Origin of the sequence: Porphyromonas canoris (assembly GCF_000769115.1) — a bacterium.
Lineage (GTDB): Bacteria > Bacteroidota > Bacteroidia > Bacteroidales > Porphyromonadaceae > Porphyromonas_A > Porphyromonas_A canoris.
The window spans coordinates 184,424-206,148 of sequence record NZ_JQZV01000006.1 but is presented as its reverse complement, the minus strand read 5'-3'; the positions used below and the strand labels follow the sequence as shown (position 1 = coordinate 206,148).

Below are 21,725 nucleotides of genomic sequence, written 5' to 3'. Positions count from 1 at the left end.
CAGACACAGAACATGAAAACACTATTGATCGTAGATCCACAGATAGACTTCATATCGGGATCATTGGCTGTCCCCAAAGCAGAAGCGGCAATGCTGAAGCTGACGGAACGGATAGAGAAAGAGGCTCTTGCTCCCACCCAAGCGTGGGAACAGATCGTAATTACCGTGGATGCTCACCCGATAGACCACTGCAGCTTCGTGGCTCAAGGCGGAGAGTGGCCGCCGCACTGCATCAAGCAGAGCGTGGGAGCCGCTATATACGAACCGCTGATGCAGGCTCTCATCAAACTAAAGGGCAGTTCTGCTGCTCCTCGCATCACTATTGTGGAGAAAGGGAAGCTGCAAGAGAAAGATGAGTATAGCGCATTCGGGGAGAGCCTGCCCGAATATCTCCGATCTTCTTCCGGGGTCGAAGTGTGCGGCATAGCAGGCGAATATTGTGTCTTCACCACGCTGAGCGACCTCATCAAGCATGGTATGCCTCCCTGGAATATCGTCATACTGAAAGAGTGCATCGGCTCTTTCGACGATGGAGAAACCATAGAAAAATTTGCACAGACACATCAATGTAACATAGCATAACAGATATAAAGAACAACGAAAATGAATTGGTTTGAATGTAAAGTAACCTACGAGAAAGAAGAAAATCAGGACGGAAAGATGAAGAAAGTGTCCGAAATCTACCTTTTGGATGCTCTTTCCTTTACCGAAGCAGAGAATAGACTTGCCGAAGAACTCGGTCCGCGCGGTCCGTTTATCGTGGACAGCGTGAAGAAGGTAAAGTATGCCGAGATATTCACGGACGAGAACGGCGACAAGTTTTACAAGATGAAGGTCGGCTTCATCTCTTTGGACGAGAAAGCAGGAGTAGAAAAGAAGAAGTACGTCAATATGCTTTCGCAGGCAGCAGACGTGGAAGGTGCCATAGCTCTACTGCACAAAGGAATGAGCGGAAGCATGATGGACTACGAGCTTGCCGCCGTCAGTGAAACCATGATAATGGACATCCTTAGAGGTAACGCATGAGCATCCGAGAAAATATAGAGGCTATCCGGCAGACACTTCCGCAAGATCGGAGTGTCACGCTGGTGGCTGTCTCAAAATATTATCCGGTCGAGGCTCTCATGACAGCCTATGAGAGTGCCGGTCAGAGAGTGTTCGGAGAGAATCGTGTACAGGAGTTGAGAGCCAAGTACGAAGTAGCACCGAAAGAGATCGAATGGCATCTGATAGGTCAGTTGCAGCGTAACAAGGTGAAGTATATTGCGCCTTTCATCCACACGATCCATAGTGTGGACTCCGAGTCGCTACTGGAAGAGATAGACAAGAGAGCAGGACAAGCAGAAGGTCGCACGGCTCCGCTCCGTGTCTTGTTGCAGATCCATATCGCACAGGAAGAGACCAAATCCGGACTCTCACCGGAAGAGTTTCTTGATCTTATCGCCTCCAAGCCGTGGCTGAAATACAAGAATGTCGAGTTTGCTGGCATGATGACCATGGCAACCAATACGGACGACGAAGCACAAATACGCTTGGAGTTCAAACAAGTATCCGATCTCATGAAAGAGGTACAGGCAAAAGCCGACGAACTGGAGCTGCCTGGCACATTCAAAGAGCTCTCCATGGGAATGAGCCATGACTACAATATCGCCCTCGAATACGGAGCAACCATCATTCGGGTAGGCTCCAAAATCTTTTCGGAGTGAATAAGATCGTCATCCTCTACATCGGCAAGACGGACGACAAAGGTTTGGAGTCTGCCACGCAAGAATACTACAAAAGATCCGGAAGGTATATCTCTGTGGAAGAGATAGCCATTCCGGATATAAAAAACAGGAAATCACTCGACCCCGAAGAGCAGAAAAAGAGAGAGGGCGAACTGATTTTGAGCAAACTCGAAACATCGGACAGAATAATCCTTTTGGATGAAAGAGGCAAGGAGCGAACATCGTCCGAAATGGCGGTTTGGCTCGATGGACAGATACAATCATCCTATAAAAGAATGGTCTTAATCATTGGCGGACCTTACGGATTTTCGGATGAAGTTTATGCCGTGGCACACGAAAAAATCTCTCTTAGCAAGCTCACATTTTCCCACCAAATGATACGCCTCTTCCTTGCAGAGCAGGTGTATCGCTGGATCTCCATCATCAAAGGTCTCCCCTATCACCACGATTGAGAGACGGATCACATCCGACCCTCACTCCTGGCACACTCCTCCGGCTCTCTCTACCTGTCAGCCGTCAATCTTGAAAATAAGACCTTTGAAAAAGAGAGCTTCTTGGCAAAAGATCTCAAAATAGCACCTTCTCCCCCTTTCCTCCTCTGTCCGACTGTCGCTTTACCTAAAACGACAAAACTCATCTTCCATGCTTCTCTTCCTGTCTATCATCGAAAAGAGAAGTGAAAGCAGAACAAAAAGAAACTTAATCCGTTCCCAAACAGAAACGATAGTATTAAAAACTTGCTCTAAACGTATTCTGTTCTGTAAATCAAGGCTCGATTTACAGAAATCAAAACCTAACTCTCACAAATCAAGCCTTGTCTGCTGCAAATCAAACTTTGCATGCTCCGACTCAAACCCTGCTTTCTACTTTTTTACCCGTTCAGGAGAGAAAATAAACAGGAAGAGCGATCTTTTTAGACCGCTCTATAACAACTTTTATACACTGATTTTGGAAAGACTCTGCTACTTCCTCTCAAGCAAAGAGAGTAAAAAGCTGAGAGCTGCTTCAGTTAGAGCTTGGATGCGCTCCTGCCTGCTCTCTTGAGGTGGTAAGGTTACTTTCAGCGTGTGTATCTCTCCACACACCACAGCTGCTACCCACATCTCTCCGGGTTGATGCCCACAATATGGAGAATCACCGGCTACTCCGGTAGTAGATAGTGTTATAAGAGATGGCGATGAAGAGCCTTTTTTCCAGAGAGATAGTGCCATAGCCACAGCAACATCCTCTCTTACAAGATCGCTGTGCCACTCTTCGCGCCATTCGCTCAACAGCCATTCTCTTTTGGTTTCAGGCGTATAGGTTACCATGCCACCACCGAACCAGAGAGAAGATCCATCTGTTTCCGTAAGGTGGTGAGAGATATTCCCTCCGGTGCAGCTCTCGGCGACCCGAAGGGTGTAACCATGTTTCAAGAGAAGTTGTGCTATCTCTTGCACCTGTTTTAGTGTATTCATCTAAATGCTTACTCTGGAGTAAGGCTCCAAGTCGAAACCGCTTCGCTCTCCTGCTTTATAAGCAAAAGCACCTGCCATGGCTACCATCGCAGCGTTGTCCGTAGTGTATGCAAACGGAGGAATATAGATGTTCCAGCCATAGCGTTTACCGTAATCTACAAATGCAGAACGAAGACCGGAGTTGGCAGAAACACCTCCGGCTACTGCCACTTCCTTGACTCCATACTGCTTGGCAGCCTTAACCAGTTTCTGCATCAATATCTCTATGATGGTGTGTTGAAGTGATGCGCAGAGATCTTCTTTATTTTTCTCAATGAAGTCAGGGTCTTTTTCCAGCTCGTCTCTCAGTGTATAGAGGAAAGAGGTTTTGAGTCCGCTGAAGCTGTAATCGAGTCCGGCGATCTGAGGCTTTGCAAAAGCAAATCTTTTTGGATCTCCCTCTTTTGCCAGTCTGTCCACGACAGGCCCACCGGGATAACCGAGTCCCATAACCTTTGCACACTTATCGAATGCTTCTCCGGCTGCATCGTCGATAGTCTTACCCACAATATCCATCTTGGAGGGAGACTCTACCAGAATGATCTGAGAGTTGCCACCGGAGACGAGAAGGCAGAGAAAAGGAAACTCCGGAACAGCTACACGAGTGTCGGGAGTCTGGATATAGTGCGCCAAAACGTGTGCCTGCAAGTGATTGACATCTACCATAGGAATTTTAAGCCCCATTGCCATCCCTTTTGCAAACGAAGTGCCCACATGGAGAGAGCCTAAAAGTCCCGGTCCTCTCGTATAAGCGATGACGTCTATATCTTCTTTCTCTATACCGGCACGCTTGATAGCCTCCGAGACAACCGGTACAATGTTCTGCATGTGAGCACGTCCGGCAAGTTCGGGCACTACGCCTCCATACGCCTGATGTACAGCCTGACCGGCTATGACGTTAGAGAGTATCGTATCCCCTCTAAGTACTGCCACAGAAGTGTCGTCGCAGGAAGACTCTATCCCTAAAATGACTTTATCGGTATCTATGAGTGATGTTATATCCATTGTTGTTCTGAGTTGTTATAATTTGAGGACGTCCACAGCGATCTATACAACGCGAGGCACTTCTCGTCCTCCATGGAAAAATCCGATAACGGCATCGGACAGCTCTTTGAGCATCTCCATACGGGCATCCACGGTCTGTGTTCCAATGTGTGGAGTAAGAAATACATTGGGCAGAGAGTAGAGTTCCAATGAGGGAATATCTTTATTTTCAAATACATCCAACCCGGCTGCGGCAATAGTGCCACTGCGTAAAGCCTCCACAAGAGCCGCTTCGTCCACCAATGCTCCTCTGCCTGTATTGATCAGAATAGCAGAAGGCTTCATCATCTTCAATGCTTTAGCATCTATGAGGTGATGCGTCTCTTTGGAGTAGGGAGTGTGAAGAGAAACCACATCTGCCTGCTGCAGGATCTCCTCCACGGAGGCATAAGTAAATGCAAGTCCGGCTTCTTCGGCTTCGGTATAGCGTGTACGCTTATTGTAGAGAATCTTCATGCCACACGCTTGTGCCCTGCGAGCAAAGGCCTTTCCGATATTACCCATTCCGATAATGCCAAGCGTTTTGCCATGGATGCCTGTCCCAAGATTGGTCAAACGGGAAATCTTCAAGGCGTGCTGCTCTTTCCGCATCAGCGCATCCCAGCGAGAGATGTTTCGTGTAGCATCCAACAACAAAGAGAGAGCAAGGTCGGCAGTGGGTTCTACTACCGATCGAGGAGTGTTGGTAACGGCAATCCCTTTAGATGCTGCATACTCTATATCTATATTGTTATAGCCTACGGCGTAGTTGGAAATAAGTTTGAGCTTCTTTCCGGCATCTATTATCTCTCTATCTACGGGGATATCAAATACCGAGCAGAGCACATCGCAGTCTGCCACTTGTTCTACAATCTCATCGTGTGTAAAGTCTCTACCTTCGGGAGGGAATACGACTTCAAAATGTTGTTGAAGCTCATCCCAGCCCTCTCTAAGCATATTAAAAGCGACTAATAGTTTCATCTTTCTGCGCTGTATAATATTGATATACCTATTTTTTCTCTATTCGTCTAAGAACCATAGCCGTACGAGCCGGCAAGTATAAAGACAAAATCCCCTTGCCCTCTATCGTATAGCTGACATCTGGAGCGGTAAAGTGGTGTACCGTTTTATCTATCCGATCGTAGCCGCCAAAGGCTGTGTCATCGGAAGAGAAAAGGACTTCGTACTCACCGGAAGGGGCTATGATGTTATAGTCTGTATAAGAATTGGACGGACTGAAGTTATAAACAAACATATACTCACCTCTTGTGTAAGCCAATACCTGCTCTTCATTCTGTTCCCAAATAGAGTTTAGAGGAAGAGAAGCAAAGTCTCTGATGCCGGAGATAAAATGTATCATCTTCTTGTCAAACTCATCCAGAAGTTGATACCTTAGAAATCCGTTCTCTCGAAGAGACCATTGGCGACGAGCATACTTATAGCTCCAATCGTTGCCTTCACGGGGAAAGTCTATCCATTCGGGGTGTCCGAACTCATTTCCCATAAAGTTCAGGTAGCCTCCGTTTATGGTCGTAGCGGTAACCAGACGTATCATCTTGTGCAATGCGATACCACGCTCCACATTCATATTGGAGTCCGCCCTATCCATGTGCCAGTACATATCGGCATCTATAAGGCGGAAGATGATGGTCTTATCTCCTACCAATGCCTGGTCATGGCTTTCGGCATAGCTTATTGTCTTCTCATCGCCTCTCCTGTTGGTACACTCCCACCAGATAGAGCCCGGTGTCCAATGTTCGTCCGGATACTCTTTGATGATCTTTATCCAGAAATCGGGGATATTAAGAGCCATTCTGTAATCGAAGCCATATCCGCCACTCTTTACCGGTAAAGCAAGACCGGGCATACCGCTGACATCTTCCGCAATGGTAACAGCTTCGGGATAGACTTCATGCACAAGCTCATTTGCCAAAGCCAAATAGGTAAGAGCATTTTCGTCCTGCATATCGTTGTAATAGTCTCCATAGGTACAGAAAGAAGCTCCGATACCATGGTGCAGATAGAGCATAGAGGTTACGCCATCGAAGCGGAAACCATCAAAGCAAAACTCTTCCAGCCAATACTTGCAGTTGGAGAGTAAGAAATGAAGGACTTCATTCTTACCATAATCGAAAAGTTTCGTGCCCCACTCGGAGTGTTCTCCCTTTCCTCCGGGATAGAAATACTGCTCTTCAGATCCGTCAAAACGAACCAGTCCGTCCACTTCATTGGCTACGGCATGGGAGTGAACAATATCCATTATCACTTTTATGCCCAATCGGTGCGCTTCGTCAATAAGTGCTTTCAACTCATCAGGCGTACCATACTTGGAAGATGGAGCAAAAAAAGAGGAGACCTGATAACCAAAGGAAGCATAGTAGGGGTGTTCGTGTATTGCCATCAACTGTATGGCATTGTAACCCGATTCGGCTATCTTCGGAAGGACATTCTCTCTAAACTCATTGTACGTTCCTATCTTCTCTTCTTCGGTAGCCATTCCGACATGACACTCATAAATTAAGAGTGGTTGATGATTGGATGTCGGTCTGCCGTGCTTAAAGGCAAAAGGAGATTCCGGCTCCCATACCATCGCAGAAAAGATAGCAGTATCCGGCATTTGGACAACATACTTCGCCCAAGCAGGTATGCGTTCGCCACTACCTCCGTTCCACTCTACAAAGAGTTTGAAATGATCTCCATGCTTGAGAGCATTCAAAGGAAGAGAAAGCTCCCATATACCATGATCTAACGGATGAAACTTAAATGCCTCCTCTATCTTCCAGCTATTGCCATCACAAAGGAGGTAGAGAGCCGTGGCATTGGGTGCCCACTCTCTGATAACCCAACCGGTCTTCTCTCTGTGAAGACCGAAATATAAATATCCGTCAGCAAAGCGAGAAAGTGAGCCGGACACGTTAGAGGTCAGTTCTTCTCTCTTACTCTTTATGTTCTGATTTCTCTTGTTTATTATATCGGTATAAGGCTTAAGCCAAGGATCATTCTCTATTATCGGAAGATTCATACGTCTGCTCTAAAATCTTTTGTTATCTCTATATCTCAATGACAGGTCTGCAAAGGCATCTATTCGTCTATCTCTCAAGAAAGGCCACCAACGACGGACATTTTCCGAACGACGTAAGTCTACGTCAACCACTCTGACCTCTTCTTCTGTACTGGAAAACATTGCCAAAAGCTCTCCTTGTGGTCCGGCAACAAAAGAAGATCCCCAAAATGTTATACCATTTGTACGTCCGGAAGGATCTTCTTCATAGCCTACTCTATTTACTGCTACCACAGGAAGTCCATTGGCAACAGCATGACCTCTCTGCACGGTAATCCATGCCTCTCTTTGTCTATCTTTCTCTTGTGGAATATCGGTGCTTTCCCAGCCTATCGCCGTTGGATAGATGAGCATTTCGGCTCCTGCCAAAGCCATAAGCCGTGCAGCTTCCGGATACCACTGGTCCCAACAAACCAAAACACCCAGCTTACCCACAGAGGTTTCTATGGGATGAAAGCCAAGATCTCCGGGTGTGAAATAAAACTTTTCGTAGTATGCCGGATCGTCCGGAATGTGCATCTTTCTGTATATTCCGGCAATAGATCCATCCTTTTCATGTACTACCGCAGTGTTGTGATAGAGTCCGGTGGCACGCTTTTCAAATAGTGAGGTTACCAGTACAACGCCTGCCTCTTTTGCAATAGCCCCGTAGAATGTGGTCGATTCTCCCGGTATAGGTTCTGCCTGATCGAAGATATTCACATCCTCTTCCTGGCAGAAGTAAAGGCCATTATGCAGTTCTTGCAAGACAACCAACTCGGCTCCTTGCCGGGCGACATCCAATATTTTACCACGTAAACGCTGTTTGTTCTCTTCTCTATCGGGAGTATTGTACTGCTGTATGAGTGCTACTTTCATATCTTAGATGTTTTGAACAAAACCTTTAGGAAACTGCATCGTGATACAATGCAACGATCCGTGCTGACGCACAACAGTGAAACAGTTTATTGCGACCACCTCCCTGTCCGGGAAAGTTTCTTTTATGACCGCTATCGCTTCCTCATCTTCGGGTACGTTGTATATTGGAAGTAAAACCGCTCCATTGATCAAAAGAAAGTTTGCATACGTAGCCGGCAGTCTCTCTCCTCGTAGAGGGTCATAAACAGGAGAGACAAAAGGCAGCTTTACCAAGCGATATGACTCTCCCTTTGTGTTTCTCATGACTTGAAGTTCTTGCTCCATCCGCACCAATGAATCGAAATGAATATCACTCTTATCCTTAGGAGCACCTACGTAAGCTATGGTATCCGGACTGCAAAATCTTGCCAATGTATCTATATGTCCATCTGTATCATCTCCGGACATTGCATCGACAGAAAGAGAGACCACTTGTTCCACTCCAAACTCCTCCTTCAAGACATCAAGGATCTCCTGCTTGGAGAGTTTGCTATTCCTGTTGGGCTCGTATTGTACAGAGTTTGTCGTAAGCAGCGTACCGCATCCATCCGTTTCTACTGCTCCCCCTTCGCAGACAAAATCTTTCTTCCTGTGGCAACCGACATTCGGGGCAAACACGCCATGTTTCTGCAGTGAGGCCGTTATCTCATTATCCTTATCCCAACCATACTTCAAGCCCCAGCCATTGAAAGCAAAGTCAAGAAGCACAGGCTTGCCATCTTCCATCAAAGATAAAGGAGCTGTATCCCTTGCCCATGTATCATCCAAAGGAATATCGGTAATTATCCGCAACGTGTGTGGGAAAGATAACTCTTGAAGACGGAGAAGAGTTTCCGTAGGCTCTATGCAGGCAATGACCAGAGGTTGAAATCTCAAAATCGCTTTGGCAATCTGCTCATAGCAATGCTCTATATCGGAAAGGATGTAGTTCCAATCCATACTCTTATGAGGCCAGCAAAGCAGCACGGCATCCTGAGGTTCAAATTCAGGAATAAATCTTCTACGCTTATTGATATTGTCGGACATATGCAGTCTGTTATTTAATAAAAGAACAAAGGATCTCACCCTCGGAATCAAAAACCGGGGAAGATCCTTTGATGCTATAAAAAGATGGCTATTCCGAAGAGTAGCTACATCACTATCTCTATTTTATAATCTATCCTTATTATTGTACAGCAGTATCTCCCGGTGTTGTAGTCTCTGTAGCCGGAGTAGCTGTCTCTTCAGGAGTTGCACTGAAAGGAGTTGCTTCTGCAGGAATTGGCATAGGAGCCTTTTCTACCATCTCTTCAATGTCGGATACTTCTCTTGTACTTTGTGTTGTGGGAGCGTATCTTGCTGCAATGATAGAGAAGAATACCAAAAGTCCGGCAAGAGTCCATGTCGCCTTTTCAAGGAAATCTGTTGTCTTGCGCACACCCATGATCTGATTGTTTGAAGCAAAGCCGGCAGCCAAGCCACCACCTTTAGACTCTTGTATGGTTACAATAGCAATCAGCAAAAGAGCCAATACAATTATTAAGATAGATAAGAATGTGTACATTTAAGTTCTATTATTTGTTATTAATCTATTCAGAAACCGAATTTGCTCTGCAAAGTAACTATTTTTTTGCGGATATTTCAAACGTAGAGAAGAAATTATCTTCTTCGCCTGCTCATATTTACCTTGTCTTATATATAGTTTTGCCAGAGTTTCCGTAAGGAGTTCATCTTCTTCGGGCAGAGTGGCATCATCATTCTTGATGGTGCTTTCAGTCGCACTCTTTTCCTCTACCGGATGTTCTGCGGGAGCGGACAAGTCATATTCCGGTATCGCATATAAGGGCAGTGGTTCTACCGGACTTTCGGCAAGATTACTCTCTGCAGCCGTCTCTTGGATAAGAGAAGTTATCACATCCCAAGTCTCATCTTGAGAGGCGGAAATGCTCTTACTTTTATCCCCATGGGCTTGAGGCTCTTCGCCATACCATGTCAAGCCATATTCCTGCCCTTTCAAAAGGAAAAAGAGTCGCTCCGGACGGGAGATATGAATGCTTCTACGGCGAAGCTCGGATGCAAACCGGAGATCTTTACACTTGTAAAGAGCCTTCAGCAGCAACATGTGCAGAGGAGTAGCATACGGATAAGTGGCAGACAGAGAGTACAAGTCTTCTATATGTTCTGCCTGTATATCCTCCGGATTTCTGAGTAGAGAGTAGAGTTGGTCTAAGGTCATATCAATCGTTCTATCTTACCAGTCTTCCACCGTAGCATTGAAGATCTGATTGATAATATCTTTAGAGATGTCATCCACCAACGCATCCTGCACATCGTTGAACATGAGTCCGCTGTCAAATGAAGCGTATGCCGTAAACTCTCTTTCAAAGCTCTTTTTCTCCTCTTTGTTATTGACGTAGCGCACTTTCACTCTCATTGTCAGACGTGTCTTTGCTGCATAAGCGTTTTCCTGTATCGCCTCTGCCGTAAGATCGTATCCTACGATTTCACCTTCAAGCTCCAGGTCTCCCTTGTCCTTATTCTGCGTGAGGCGGGTTCGCTTTTGGAACTGATCTCTAAGCTCTTCCGAAAACCTTGTTGCCAAAGGAGGATAAACGGTTGGAGCAAGATTTCCAAAATCCTTTATGGAGATACTTTTTATCTTGGTGTAGTCTATACTTGTTCCGCTCAGCTTATATGAGGGGATGCAGCTGCTCACAGCAAAAGAAGCCACCAAGATCAATAATATAAAGAGAGAGAAAACAATCCTCTTTTCGGCTATCTGTTTCATATCCTGTTCTATCCGGCTATTACTCTATCCGGTGTTCTTTGAGTTTTCTATAAAGTGTTCGTTCCGAAATCTTCAAATCTGCTGCACTCTTCTTTCTGTTTCCTCCGTTTCTGGAGAGCACTTGAAGGATATACTCTCTCTCCATCTCATCCAGCGTGGGAGGAGTTTCCGCTTCCGGTATCTCCTCTACATCCTCCACCTCATGGAGGAAGCTGTTTTGCGGAACAGTCATCGAGGGAGATTTGGTCGGGAGCAAAGCCTGAGAGACATGTGCATAACCGGAGTGTGAAGGCATACCGCTTATTCCACCTGATGCTGCTCCTGCCATGCTGTCCTTTAGCATCCGGGAGAGTTCTGCCACTTCCATCTTCAGGTCTATAAGCATCTTATAGAGGATCTCGCTGTTACCCGTATGCCCTTGCCCGAATGGAGGTATATCCCAGCCGTTCTGTTCCTCCATCTTGGAGTGTTGCTCCACCACGGCAGGCAGTCTCGTAAGAGCATTGGACGGCAGATAAGAGAGCAGCATATCTCTCGTAATCTGCCTCTCATTAGAGACCACACTGATGCGCTCTACCAGATTGCGCAGCTCGCGAATGTTCCCGGGCCAAGAGTAGAGCATGATGGCTCGTTGCGCTCCTTCGTCCAAGCGGATGGGAGGCATACGATACTTGTCTGCAAAGTCTGAGGCAAATTTCCGGAATAGCAACGGGATATCCTCCCCTCTATCCCTTAAAGGAGGAAGCTCGATAGTAACCGTATCGAGACGATAGTAGAGATCCTGTCTGAACTTTTTCTTCTTTATCGCCTTGTCCAACTCTACATTGGTTGCCGCCACAACGCGGATATCGGTTCGTTTTACTTCGGAAGAACCCACTTTCATAAACTCTCCGGACTCCAACACTCTTAGCAGACGGGCTTGTGTCGGCATCGGTAACTCTCCCACCTCATCCAGAAAGATCGTACCGCCGTTAGCCACTTCAAAGTAGCCGTTACGCTCCGAAACCGCATCCGTAAACGAGCCTTTCTTATGCCCGAAAAGCTCCGAGTCTATCGTCCCTTCGGGTATAGCACCACAGTTTACTGCTATATAAGTCCCGTGCTTACGTGCGCTATTCTGGTGTATAATCTGTGGAAAAACCTCTTTCCCGACACCACTTTCTCCCACGACAAGTACGGAGACATCCGTCTTTGCAATCTGAAGAGCCACCTCTATGGCTCTGTTGAGAGCATCACAGTTGCCTATAATTCCGAATCTTTGCTTGACTTGTTGAAGTTCCTGTTGAGATATCATGACCTATTCTTCCTCATTCGTATGTCCCGCTTTTGCCTCTTGCCGTACTACGCAAAAGAGCAAACCAAGACCTCATACAAAGTTACTATTTTTCTTTCAATCCAAGCAGAGCAGGGATCCTCTTCTATCTCTGCTTATTCATAGGGTGATGCAGCAGAATTTCCTCACGGAGAGACTCCCGGCTGATGTGTGTATAGATTTCGGTCGTAGTGATATCGGCATGTCCAAGCATTGCCTGAATGGCTTGCAAGTGAGCACCGCCTTCGAGAAGATGAGTAGCGAATGAGTGGCGAAAAGTGTGTGGAGAGATCGGCTTCTGAATATCTGCCGCGGCTGCGATCTTGCGGACAATGACAAACACCATCTGCCTTGTGAGTGCCTGCCTGTTGCGACTGATAAACAGATGATCCCTGTATCCGGCTTTCGGTTCAAGTGCATAGCGATCTTTTTGCAAGTACTCTTCCAAACGTGAGATACCTAAAGGAGAGACAGGCACGAGACGCTCCTTGGAACCTTTACCCAGAATGCGGAGATACCCTTCTTCCAGAAAAAGCTGCGAGAAAGTGAGTGCACACAGCTCCGAGACCCGCAATCCGCAGCTGTACAAAAGCTCCATGATCGCGAGGTTTCGCCGTCCGTAGGGATCTTCTTCCGGATCCACGGTGGCAAGCATCCGGTCTATCTCCTCCGTTGTGAGCACTTCGGGCAGACGCATACCTATCTTAGGAGCTTCCAAAAGCTCGGTAGGATCTTCCGTGATAAGCTCTTCCAGAAAAAGGAATCTGTAAAAAGCCTTCACTCCCGCCACTATACGAGCTATCGAACGAACCTGAATACCAAGATCGTAAAGGGTGGCAAGAAAGTGTTGTAGATTTTCGTAGGAGAGAGATAAAGGGTTCAGAGAAAGGGATTGTGCGTATTCGTAAAGATGTTTAAGGTCGGAAAGATAGGAGTCGCATGTATTTGGAGAGAGCTGCCTTTCCGCTCTCAAATGGAGGTAAAAATCTTCTACCAGCCCGTTGGTTTCTCTTAGGAATTTTCCTGTCATCCCCTCTTGAGCCATGACACAACCTGTTCAAACAGCTCTTCGGAAACGGTTGCCGGCAGGAAATATGGGATAACCCGATCTTTGCGCAGGCTTTCTCGTACAAACGACGAAGAGATCTCCATCATCGGAGCATCTATAAGTTGGATTCCGTGAGCAAGGTGGTTCAGCTCCGCAGGTACTTCTCCGGAATATCCGGGACGCGGATAGACCCATATCTCAATCTCTGCAAGCAGATCCGATATTCCGTACCAACGTGGAAGCTGTTCCAGATTATCCGTACCGACAAGAAGCACAAACGACCGCTCCGGATGGCTCTGCTTCAATGCCCTGATGGTATGCAAGGTATAGCTCGGTCGTGGCAACGTATCCTCCACGAGCGATAAAGCAAACCGGGGATAGCCTGCTATGGCACTCTTAACCCAAGCTTTTCTCAGCTCATCGGGCAACAGATGATTCTGTTCCTTGAGCGGATTGTGCGGCGATACCATAAACCACAGTTCCTTAACCTCATCCATACACTCGCAAACATAGTTTGCCAGCGCAAGATGACCCATGTGCATCGGGTTGAAAGAGCCGGGGAAAAGTACCGTTTTATCCTTCATGACGCTATGAAACGAGTGAAAATCTTTTCCGCTTCATTGCAAGCGGTGGAGAGGTCATCATTGACAACAACGGCATCGAAGCGGTCTGCATGCCCGATCTCCCACTCTGCCTTGGCTACGCGCTCGGCTATCTTGTCCGCTTCATCTGTGGCTCTTGCGGAGAGTCGCTGCTCCAAAGCCTCTATGCTTGGCGGCATGATAAAGATGGTCTTTGCTTCATCGCCGTAGATTTTCTTCACATTGAGTGCGCCCACTACATCTATATCGAGAACGACATTAAGACCGGCAGCCACTTTTCTATCCACTTCGCTGCGCAGCGTACCGTAGTAGCGTCCTTTGTAAACCTCCTCATATTCGAGAAACTCCCCGGCAGATATTTTGGCTTCAAACTCTTCGGGGGTCAGAAAATAGTAGTGCTCGCCCTCTTTCTCCTCGCCTCGTGGAGGACGAGAAGTGGCAGAAACAGAGAAAACAAACGGAATGCCTCTCTCCCTCAATGCCGAGATTATGGTGGACTTACCTGCTCCGGACGGAGCAGAAAAGATGATTATTTTGCCTCTTTTTGCCATACTTTTCTGTTTAGAGAACATTCAAAACCTGCTCTTTGATCTGTTCCAACTCATCTTTCATCTTTACAACAATCTGTTGCATCTCTGCTTGGTTGGACTTGGATCCCATCGTGTTGATCTCCCGACCGATCTCCTGAGCTATAAAGCCGAGCTTCTTACCTGCGGCAGGCTCTTCCATGGTTTTCAGGAAGTATGCCAAGTGGTTTTCCAATCTCTTCTTCTCCTCCGTGATGTCGAGCTTTTCGATGTAGTAGATAAGCTCCTGCTCCAGCCTTCCGGCATCATAAGAGACATTCTGCAGCTTTTCGAGCGACTCCGTGAGTCGGACACGAATATCGGCTACCCGCTGCTCTTCGTAGAGAGAAACACCATCGTAATGTTGCCGAATATTCTCGATATTTCCACGCAAAACGCCCTCCAGCATCACCCCTTCCTGTGTACGGAAAGCCTGCAATGCCTCTATGGCAACAGCCAATGCCTCAAAGAGCGTATCACGATAAGATGCGGTCTCCTCCGGAGCAGTCTCGTTATTGACAGAGATAGCGTCCGGCATACGCATGATAGAAGCTGTTACATCCAGAGGATGGGGCATACCGGTCTCCTGACACAGGGCAGAGATCTCCTCCCAGTACTGAAGTATCACTTCTCTGTTCAGTGTGGCAGATCCTTTCTTTTGCTGTCCTTCCATCGAGACAGCCACCTCTACCTTTCCTCTTACTACCTGTGCTGCAACCTCTTTACGCAACTCTATCTCAAACTCTCTCAATAAGTTCGGCATACGAACGGAAAGATCGAGCTGCTTAGAGTTGAGCGTTCTTATTTCTACTGAGATTTTCACACCATCGTTTTGGCTTGTTCCCTTACCAAAACCGGTCATAGACTGTAACATTACTTCCTCCTTCTATAATGGTTTATCTCTTCAAAGTTAAGAAAAAATAGGGAGTTTCGGACACGGCTCTCGTTGGGGAGAGGGGACGATTCTTTTATTTTTATATATTCCATCCCTTCGCCTCCTCCTATTTTTCCGCTCTCTATTTTGATCAGAGGCAGTGTTTTCAGAGCATGACCGAACTGTTAAATTCGGGCTATTTTATTAACACAATTTCCGATACCTGCTAAGCAAAAACAGTAAACGAGCATATTCTTTCGGCTTAACGTGTTTAATTTTTCAATGAACACGTTTACCGATTTCATTAAACACGTTTACCGGATTCGGTTAACGTGTTTAGCCAAAACCATTAAAACCCTAACAATCAAACATCTATGTATTTTTACCCTAAAATGTGCCTAAAAAGGCAGATTTCTTTATTAGGAAACGTTCACAGAAATAGGTGTTAAAATTCACACCTATTAACGCGAAAAACGCCCATGAAACGGACTGAGAAAAAAATTTTTCCAAATTCGCGATTTCCCATAACAATCTAAATACAAGGCCATTATAAAACAGAACCTCAACGCTTGCCGGAAAAAACAGAGAAAAGGGAGCCTTTGGAGGCACTTTTTTCAAGTGGCACTTTTATATAAAAATTCGGGCAAAATGAGAGAAAAACACCCTCATTCTGCCCGAATATGAGACTATATTTATAATATCATCCTATATCTTGGGAGGAGTTGGAGCTGCTCTACGATGCTTTCAACCGCCATCGTGAAGAGAACCTGCTCTCTCTGCGATTACCTTTTCCCTACTCACTGCTTGGAATAGGTGTGAGGGAAGATAGCATGATGCACAACCTCCGCTACGGTAGGATGCGGAAACGGAATACGGGTAAGCTGATCCAACGTGAGTCCTAAAGAGACCGCCATGGCAACAGGCGTGATGTACTCGGAAGAGAGATGCCCGAAGATGTGCCCTCCGACGATACGTTCTCTCTTGCCATAAGTGATGATCTTGCAAAAACCTTCGTTCTCCCCAAACTCTATAAGATGACGACCGGCGTACGCAATGGGCACTTTGTGAATATTGTACCCTTTTCGCCCGATGGTATCCTGCTCTGTCATTCCCACTCCGGAGGCTTCGGCATGAGTGTAAACCACTTGAGGAATATCCTTATAGCTCATGCCGTCTTTGATGTTCAGGATATGATTGATGGCTACTTGGGCTTCTCTACGTGCCGAATGCGCCAAGAGAGAAAGTCCGTTGATGTCTCCACAAGCGTAAAGCCCTTTGAGAGAGGTCTCCAAATGTTTATCCACAAGGATATAACCTTTCTTATGCTTCAGACGAAGCTCTTCCAAACCAAGCTCTTCCACATTTGCACTTCTGCCCATGGCTATAAGAGTGGCTTCGGAAGTAACGCTCTTCTGCCTGCCTTGATGCTCGAATGTGATGGTATGACCCTGAAACTTCTTCAGCTTGGTTCCGGTATAGAGCTTTACTCCATGCCGTACAAGCTCTTCTTCGACAGCGGTACGAATATCTTTATCCATCTCTTTGAGAAGATGAGGAGAGCGTTGGATAAGTGTGGTCTTCACGCCCATGTTCACAAAGAACGAAGCCATCTCGACTGCGATAGTGCCTCCGCCCACAACGGATATGGACTTCGGAAGCTCTTCGAGCATGAGCACGTCACTGCTGGTCCAGTATGGGCAGGTCTCTATCCCCTCAAAAGTCGGGACAGAGTTACGGGATCCGGTAGCCAACATCACCTTATGGGCTTGGTAGCGTTCCTTTCTGCCTTTTACTCCGATCACGAACGTTCCATCCTTAAGACGGCTATCTATGTAGGCGTGACCAAAGCACTGCTCCACACCCATCTCTTTGTAAAACTCCTCGATACCTGCTCCGAAATCTTTCACATAAGACTTCTTGCGCCTCTGAAGAGCTTTCATGTTCACGGAAAGTGCGTCTATCTCCAGCGCATGCACCTTTGCACTCTTCAACGAGTGATAAAGATGCGCCGTGTGCAGCAGGATCTTCGAGGGGATACACCCTTCATTCAGACAGGTTCCTCCGTAGTGCTTCTTCTCAAAAAGAAGCACACGAAGACCGTTTCGAGCAGCATACTCCGCAGCATTAGAACCGGCAGGACCGCCTCCAATAATGGCTATATCGTATGTCATGGCTCTCTACTTTCTCTCCTTGATCCAGTTGTAAGCATTGACAAATGCTTCCATCCAAGGCGTTACATCTGCTCCATACCCTTCGCCAATGTAGTCCGCCGCTTGCCAAGGGAAGACACATCTTTCGGGGTGAGGCATCATGGCAAGGTGTCTTCCGCATGGAGATGCCAACGCAGCGATATTATAATCCGAACCGTTAGGATTACCGGGATACTCGGCATAGCTGTACTGTGCCACCACGTTGTATTCGCTCACCGGCAGAGGCAGGGCAAAACGTCCCTCTCCATGTGCTACCCAGACGGGGATAGAGCTGCCGGACAGAGAGCCGAACATAACACTCTTATTCGCCGGAATGTCTACGCTCACGAATGAAGACTCAAAACGTCCGGAGCGATTGTGCTCCATCCGGTGCTTTTCCGTATGAGACGGATAAAGTACACCCAGTTCCGCCATCAGCTGACAGCCGTTACAGATACCCAGACTAAGGGTATTTTCTCTGGCGTAGAAGGCATCAAGAGCTTTTTTTGCAAGCGGATTATGAAGAAATCCTGCCGCCCAACCTTTAGCCGAACCGAATACATCCGAATTGGAGAAGCCTCCGCAGAACACAAGGAAGTCTATATCTTCCAGCGTTTCACGTCCTGAGGTGAGGTCTGTCATGTGTATATCTTTAACATCGAAGCCGGCAGTATAGAGGGCATAAGCCATCTCGCGCTCTCCGTTGGTACCTTTATCGCGCACGATGGCAGCACGTATGCCGGAAGCTTTATTCTCTCTGTCCGGAACGATACCGAGACTATCGAATGTTCCCTTAAAGTTTGAACCGAACTTATATTTCAATGGTTGAAAGCCCAGATTGCGTGCTCTCGACTCGGCTTCCGCCTTAGAACTTTGAAGTGTTTCCATACTGAACGATGGTGCAAACCATGCAGCTCGCATCTCATCCACAGGAATTGAAGCAGAGAATGCCTTACCGACAGAGATTTCGAGCTTTCTATCTTCTATCAGAGAGCCTATCTTTTCGTATGCCACACCTGCTTCGTCCAGGATCGAAGCCACTTTTGCAAGATCCGAAACCTGTACAACGACACCCGGATTCTCGGCAAACAGTCTGGTTATGGCATCGCATCCTTCGGGCTGAGTGAGATTAACCTTAAGCCCGCCCTTGCTATTGGCAAACAACATCTCCAGTAATGTTGTAACGATACCACCTGCAGAAATATCGTGAATGGCATCTATGAGACCTTTTTTCACGAGCGACTGCACTGCTTCAAAGGCATCCGCAAAATATTCTGCGGATCCCACTTCCGGTGCATCCGTACCAAGAGCGTTCAGCGACTGATAGAAAGCAGAACCGCCCAACGCCAACGGAGCAAACGAGAAGTCTATATAGAGTATGGAGGAGTCCTTCTTACCATTTTGTATAACCGGAGAGACTATCTTTCTTACATCCGACACCTCTCCGGCGGCAGAGATAATAACCGTTCCCGGAGAGAGTACCTGCTTACCGTCGGGATACTTTTGGGTCATGGAGAGAGAGTCCTTACCGGTAGGGATATTGATGCCCAAATCTATTGCCAACTCGGCACAAGCCTCCACCGCATTGTATAAGCGTGCATCTTCTCCCGGATGCTTGCAGGGCCACATCCAGTTGGCAGAAAGAGAGATAGAGGAGAGCCCGTCCCTTAGAGGTGCTCCCACGATATTGGTCAAGGCTTCGGCGATAGCCATTTCAGAGCCTTTTCGAGAGTCGATAAGTGCCACTTGAGGCGCATGACCTATTGATGTTGCCACTCCTGCCTTTCCTTTGAAGTCGATAGCCATGGCTCCGAGATCCGCCAACGGCAACTGTAGCTCGCCCATGCACTGTTGCATAGCCACTTTACCCGAAACCGAGCGGTCCACTTTATTTGTAAGGAAGTCTTTACATCCTACCGCTTCCATCGCCAATACTTCCGGCAGATACTCCATGAACTTCTTCTCATCGTAAGAAGCGTTGGCATACTTGCGCTCTACGCTGTTATCCGTCATCACGGTCTTGGGTGCAGAGCCGAACATATGTTCAAGCATCAGGTCGATAGGGCGTTCGCCATTATCCTTTTCAAAGATGAATGCCATGTCATTGGTCGTTTCGCCCACGACATAGAAAGGAGCACGCTCGCGCTCTGCTATCTTCTTCATCTCTGCTATATCCTCCTTGCCGACCAAAAGACCCATACGTTCCTGACTCTCATTACCGATGATCTCTTTCGCCGAAAGTGTAGGATCTCCAACGGGAAGCCTGTCCACGTTGATTTTACCTCCGGTCTGTTCGACCAGTTCGGACAGACAGTTGAGGTGTCCGCCGGCTCCATGGTCGTGGATAGATACTATCGGATTGGAGTCTGCCTCTGCCATTGCACGCACTACATTGGCTACACGCTTTTGCATTTCGGGATTGGAGCGTTGCACTGCATTCAGTTCGATGGCTCCGACATAGTGTCCGGTGTCCACGCTGGATACCGCTCCACCGCCCATACCGACACGATAGTTGTCTCCGCCCATCACCACAACGCTCTCGCCCGGCTTCGGTTCTCCCTTGAGGGCATCGCGTTTATTGGCAAAGCCGATACCTCCGGCGAGCATGATCACTTTGTCATAACCATAAGAGGGTTGCCCTTGCTCTTCATGCTCGAAGGTGAGAACGGATCCGCAGATAAGCGGCTGTCCGAACTTGTTTCCAAAGTCGGAAGCTCCGTCCGATGCTCTGCTCAAAATATGTGAAGGGCTATGATAAAGCCACTTACGCTCTGCTATATTCTTTTCCCAACCGTGACGGCTCTGCGGATGACGGGTATAAGAGGTCATGTAGACCGCTGTTCCTGCAAGCGGAAGACTGGCACGCCCTCCGGCAAGACGGTCTCTAATCTCTCCTCCAGAGCCTGTTGCCGCACCATTGAAAGGCTCTACGGTTGTAGGGAAATTGTGTGTCTCTGCCTTGAGAGAAAGTACGGTCTCTATCTCTTTAGTCTTGAAAAGAGAAGCGCGATCTGCTTTTTCGGGAGCAAACTGCATGGCTTTCGGGCCACGGTTGAATGCTACGTTGTCTTTGTAAGCAGAGACAAGATTGTTTGGATTCTGCTTCGAGGTCTCCTTTATCATGGAAAAGAGAGACATCTCTTTCTCTTCGCCATCCACCACGAAACGACCTCCGAATATTTTGTGACGGCAATGCTCGGAATTGACTTGTGAGAATCCGAACAGCTCGGAATCTGATAACGGTCTGCCAAGCTGCTCTACAACGCCTTTAAGATAGACGATCTCCTCTTCGCTCAAAGCCAGCCCCTCCTGTTCGTTATAAGCCTCGATGTCTTCGATGTAGTGTATCGGTTCAGGCTCGCAATCCACACGGAACAGCTCCTCATCCAATCTTTCATAGCAGCTGCTCAAAAGAGGATCAAAGTCTTTTGCGCCCGGAGTGAATCGCTCTATACGATCGACGCCCGAAAGGTTCATGTTCTGAAGCACCTCTATTGCATTCGTGCTCCAAGGGGTGATAAGCTCCGGTCTTGGTCCTATAAAGGGTCCGGCAACCGACTTTTCCTGCAAATACTTGGCACCTCCGAACAGCCATTCGAGGCTTGATATCTGTTCGGCACTGAAAGCGTCTCGGTGTCTGAGCGCATAAACATCTCCCTCAGGATGGCGAAAAAAGGATAGAATCATGTCGTTTATAACGTAAAGATTAAAAGCGGAAGGAGCATTCCCTGCCACACATATTAAGTAAGAGACAAAAATAGCAATTTTTAGCCGATTTACATGGTATTATTCAAAGAGGATTCTATCCCGTAACGGCAGGATGATTTTGATAAGATTCTCTTCCGGCTTTTACCCAAAAGTCTCCCTTTTTCACCCTAAAATCTCCCACTCACGAGAGGTACTTTTATATAAAAACGAAGCTCTGAGATTTCTCCCCAAAAGGGTCTGTTTTCTCTCGAAGAAACGGAGAAAAAAGAAGATTGAGAGAGTAACCAGCTCACAATAAGAGCATTATAAATCAGCTCGAATTCGGGAAAAATTTTTTCTCAGTCCGTTTGATGGGGCTTTTCCGCGTTAATAGGTGTAAATTTTAACACCCCTATATATGAACTTTTCCTAATAAAGAAATCTGCCTTTTTAGGTGCATTTTAGGGTGAAAATGC

20 protein-coding genes are annotated in these 21,725 nt (G+C 47.1%); 4 read left to right on the top strand and 16 right to left on the bottom strand.

Annotated elements, in window-relative coordinates; translation table 11 throughout:
* Positions 1-12 precede the first annotated feature (12 nt).
* From HQ43_RS03575 to rlmH, 4 genes are read left to right on the top strand one after another with little or no spacing between them, the layout of a single operon-like run.
* Positions 13-582 (top strand): isochorismatase family protein, encoded by a 570-nt coding sequence (locus tag HQ43_RS03575; protein ID WP_036789857.1) that lies wholly within the window; start codon positions 13-15, stop codon positions 580-582.
* Positions 583-603: 21 nt separating this feature from the next.
* Complete coding sequence (locus HQ43_RS03570; protein ID WP_036789726.1) at positions 604-1,026, top strand: DUF4494 domain-containing protein; 423 nt, start codon at positions 604-606, stop codon at positions 1,024-1,026.
* The gene (locus HQ43_RS03565) at positions 1,023-1,706 is read left to right on the top strand and encodes a YggS family pyridoxal phosphate-dependent enzyme (protein WP_036789720.1); all 684 of its coding nucleotides are present in this window, start codon (positions 1,023-1,025) and stop codon (positions 1,704-1,706) included. Before HQ43_RS03570 ends, HQ43_RS03565 begins: the two co-directional genes overlap by 4 nt.
* Complete coding sequence (gene rlmH, locus HQ43_RS03560) at positions 1,703-2,179, top strand: 23S rRNA (pseudouridine(1915)-N(3))-methyltransferase RlmH (protein ID WP_036789717.1); 477 nt, start codon at positions 1,703-1,705, stop codon at positions 2,177-2,179. Before HQ43_RS03565 ends, rlmH begins: the two co-directional genes overlap by 4 nt.
* A 510-nt stretch (positions 2,180-2,689) precedes the next feature.
* Here rlmH and HQ43_RS03555 read toward each other — a convergent pair.
* The 16 genes from HQ43_RS03555 to purL form a co-directional block, all read right to left on the bottom strand.
* Positions 2,690-3,184, bottom strand: a complete 495-nt coding sequence (locus tag HQ43_RS03555; protein ID WP_036789715.1) for a CinA family protein — start codon at positions 3,182-3,184, stop codon at positions 2,690-2,692.
* Positions 3,185-4,228, bottom strand: a complete 1,044-nt coding sequence (tsaD, locus tag HQ43_RS03550; RefSeq protein WP_036789713.1) for a tRNA (adenosine(37)-N6)-threonylcarbamoyltransferase complex transferase subunit TsaD — start codon at positions 4,226-4,228, stop codon at positions 3,185-3,187.
* Between the two features lie 42 nt (positions 4,229-4,270).
* A complete protein-coding gene (locus HQ43_RS03545) occupies positions 4,271-5,227 on the bottom strand; it encodes an NAD(P)-dependent oxidoreductase (RefSeq protein ID WP_036789711.1) in 957 nt (318 codons plus the stop codon).
* Positions 5,228-5,255: 28 nt separating this feature from the next.
* On the bottom strand, positions 5,256-7,268 hold the full coding sequence (locus tag HQ43_RS03540; RefSeq protein WP_036789708.1) for an alpha amylase C-terminal domain-containing protein: 2,013 nt from the start codon (positions 7,266-7,268) through the stop codon (positions 5,256-5,258).
* A gap of 9 nt (positions 7,269-7,277) precedes the next feature.
* Positions 7,278-8,165 (bottom strand): carbon-nitrogen hydrolase, encoded by an 888-nt coding sequence (locus tag HQ43_RS03535; protein ID WP_036789705.1) that lies wholly within the window; start codon positions 8,163-8,165, stop codon positions 7,278-7,280.
* A 3-nt stretch (positions 8,166-8,168) separates the two neighbouring features.
* Positions 8,169-9,230: an agmatine deiminase family protein gene (locus tag HQ43_RS03530; RefSeq protein ID WP_036789704.1), complete on the bottom strand. Its 1,062-nt coding sequence runs from the start codon at positions 9,228-9,230 to the stop codon at positions 8,169-8,171.
* Between the two features lie 139 nt (positions 9,231-9,369).
* The gene (secG, locus tag HQ43_RS03525; protein WP_036789703.1) at positions 9,370-9,747 is read right to left on the bottom strand and encodes a preprotein translocase subunit SecG; all 378 of its coding nucleotides are present in this window, start codon (positions 9,745-9,747) and stop codon (positions 9,370-9,372) included.
* Positions 9,748-10,419 carry a pseudouridine synthase family protein gene (locus tag HQ43_RS03520; RefSeq protein WP_036789702.1) on the bottom strand — a complete coding sequence of 224 codons (672 nt, stop codon included), beginning with the start codon at positions 10,417-10,419 and terminating at the stop codon, positions 9,748-9,750.
* Positions 10,420-10,434: 15 nt separating this feature from the next.
* A complete protein-coding gene (locus HQ43_RS03515) occupies positions 10,435-10,971 on the bottom strand; it encodes an LptE family protein (protein ID WP_081964532.1) in 537 nt (178 codons plus the stop codon).
* Between the two features lie 19 nt (positions 10,972-10,990).
* Positions 10,991-12,262, bottom strand: coding sequence for a sigma-54 interaction domain-containing protein (locus tag HQ43_RS03510; RefSeq protein ID WP_036789852.1), 1,272 nt, complete (start codon positions 12,260-12,262; stop codon positions 10,991-10,993).
* A gap of 127 nt (positions 12,263-12,389) precedes the next feature.
* Positions 12,390-13,313, bottom strand: coding sequence for a tyrosine recombinase (locus tag HQ43_RS03505; protein WP_036789850.1), 924 nt, complete (start codon positions 13,311-13,313; stop codon positions 12,390-12,392).
* Entirely contained in the window at positions 13,310-13,915 is a 606-nt protein-coding gene (gene nadD, locus HQ43_RS03500) for a nicotinate (nicotinamide) nucleotide adenylyltransferase (protein ID WP_036789701.1), read from the bottom strand. Before nadD ends, HQ43_RS03505 begins: the two co-directional genes overlap by 4 nt.
* Positions 13,912-14,484 carry a guanylate kinase gene (gene gmk / locus HQ43_RS03495; protein WP_036789848.1) on the bottom strand — a complete coding sequence of 191 codons (573 nt, stop codon included), beginning with the start codon at positions 14,482-14,484 and terminating at the stop codon, positions 13,912-13,914. Before gmk ends, nadD begins: the two co-directional genes overlap by 4 nt.
* A 10-nt stretch (positions 14,485-14,494) precedes the next feature.
* Positions 14,495-15,373, bottom strand: a complete 879-nt coding sequence (locus HQ43_RS03490; protein ID WP_036789700.1) for a YicC/YloC family endoribonuclease — start codon at positions 15,371-15,373, stop codon at positions 14,495-14,497.
* A 797-nt stretch (positions 15,374-16,170) separates the two neighbouring features.
* The gene (locus tag HQ43_RS03480; protein ID WP_036789696.1) at positions 16,171-17,544 is read right to left on the bottom strand and encodes a dihydrolipoyl dehydrogenase family protein; all 1,374 of its coding nucleotides are present in this window, start codon (positions 17,542-17,544) and stop codon (positions 16,171-16,173) included.
* Positions 17,545-17,550: 6 nt separating this feature from the next.
* Positions 17,551-21,246, bottom strand: coding sequence for a phosphoribosylformylglycinamidine synthase (gene purL, locus HQ43_RS03475; RefSeq protein WP_394358413.1), 3,696 nt, complete (start codon positions 21,244-21,246; stop codon positions 17,551-17,553).
* Between the last annotated feature and the right edge of the window lie 479 nt (positions 21,247-21,725).

Coding starts and splice junctions, on each gene's coding strand:
- HQ43_RS03575 (WP_036789857.1), top strand. CDS start 13: ATGAAAACACTATTGATCGTAGATCCACAGATAGACTTCATATCGGGA.
- HQ43_RS03505 (WP_036789850.1), bottom strand. CDS start 13,313: ATGACAGGAAAATTCCTAAGAGAAACCAACGGGCTGGTAGAAGATTTT.
- HQ43_RS03515 (WP_081964532.1), bottom strand. CDS start 10,971: ATGAAACAGATAGCCGAAAAGAGGATTGTTTTCTCTCTCTTTATATTA.
- HQ43_RS03540 (WP_036789708.1), bottom strand. CDS start 7,268: ATGAATCTTCCGATAATAGAGAATGATCCTTGGCTTAAGCCTTATACC.
- HQ43_RS03490 (WP_036789700.1), bottom strand. CDS start 15,373: ATGTTACAGTCTATGACCGGTTTTGGTAAGGGAACAAGCCAAAACGAT.
- gmk (WP_036789848.1), bottom strand. CDS start 14,484: ATGGCAAAAAGAGGCAAAATAATCATCTTTTCTGCTCCGTCCGGAGCA.
- HQ43_RS03535 (WP_036789705.1), bottom strand. CDS start 8,165: ATGAAAGTAGCACTCATACAGCAGTACAATACTCCCGATAGAGAAGAG.
- HQ43_RS03555 (WP_036789715.1), bottom strand. CDS start 3,184: ATGAATACACTAAAACAGGTGCAAGAGATAGCACAACTTCTCTTGAAA.
- nadD (WP_036789701.1), bottom strand. CDS start 13,915: ATGAAGGATAAAACGGTACTTTTCCCCGGCTCTTTCAACCCGATGCAC.
- HQ43_RS03570 (WP_036789726.1), top strand. CDS start 604: ATGAATTGGTTTGAATGTAAAGTAACCTACGAGAAAGAAGAAAATCAG.
- HQ43_RS03545 (WP_036789711.1), bottom strand. CDS start 5,227: ATGAAACTATTAGTCGCTTTTAATATGCTTAGAGAGGGCTGGGATGAG.
- HQ43_RS03565 (WP_036789720.1), top strand. CDS start 1,023: ATGAGCATCCGAGAAAATATAGAGGCTATCCGGCAGACACTTCCGCAA.
- secG (WP_036789703.1), bottom strand. CDS start 9,747: ATGTACACATTCTTATCTATCTTAATAATTGTATTGGCTCTTTTGCTG.
- HQ43_RS03530 (WP_036789704.1), bottom strand. CDS start 9,230: ATGTCCGACAATATCAATAAGCGTAGAAGATTTATTCCTGAATTTGAA.
- HQ43_RS03480 (WP_036789696.1), bottom strand. CDS start 17,544: ATGACATACGATATAGCCATTATTGGAGGCGGTCCTGCCGGTTCTAAT.
- tsaD (WP_036789713.1), bottom strand. CDS start 4,228: ATGGATATAACATCACTCATAGATACCGATAAAGTCATTTTAGGGATA.
- HQ43_RS03520 (WP_036789702.1), bottom strand. CDS start 10,419: ATGACCTTAGACCAACTCTACTCTCTACTCAGAAATCCGGAGGATATA.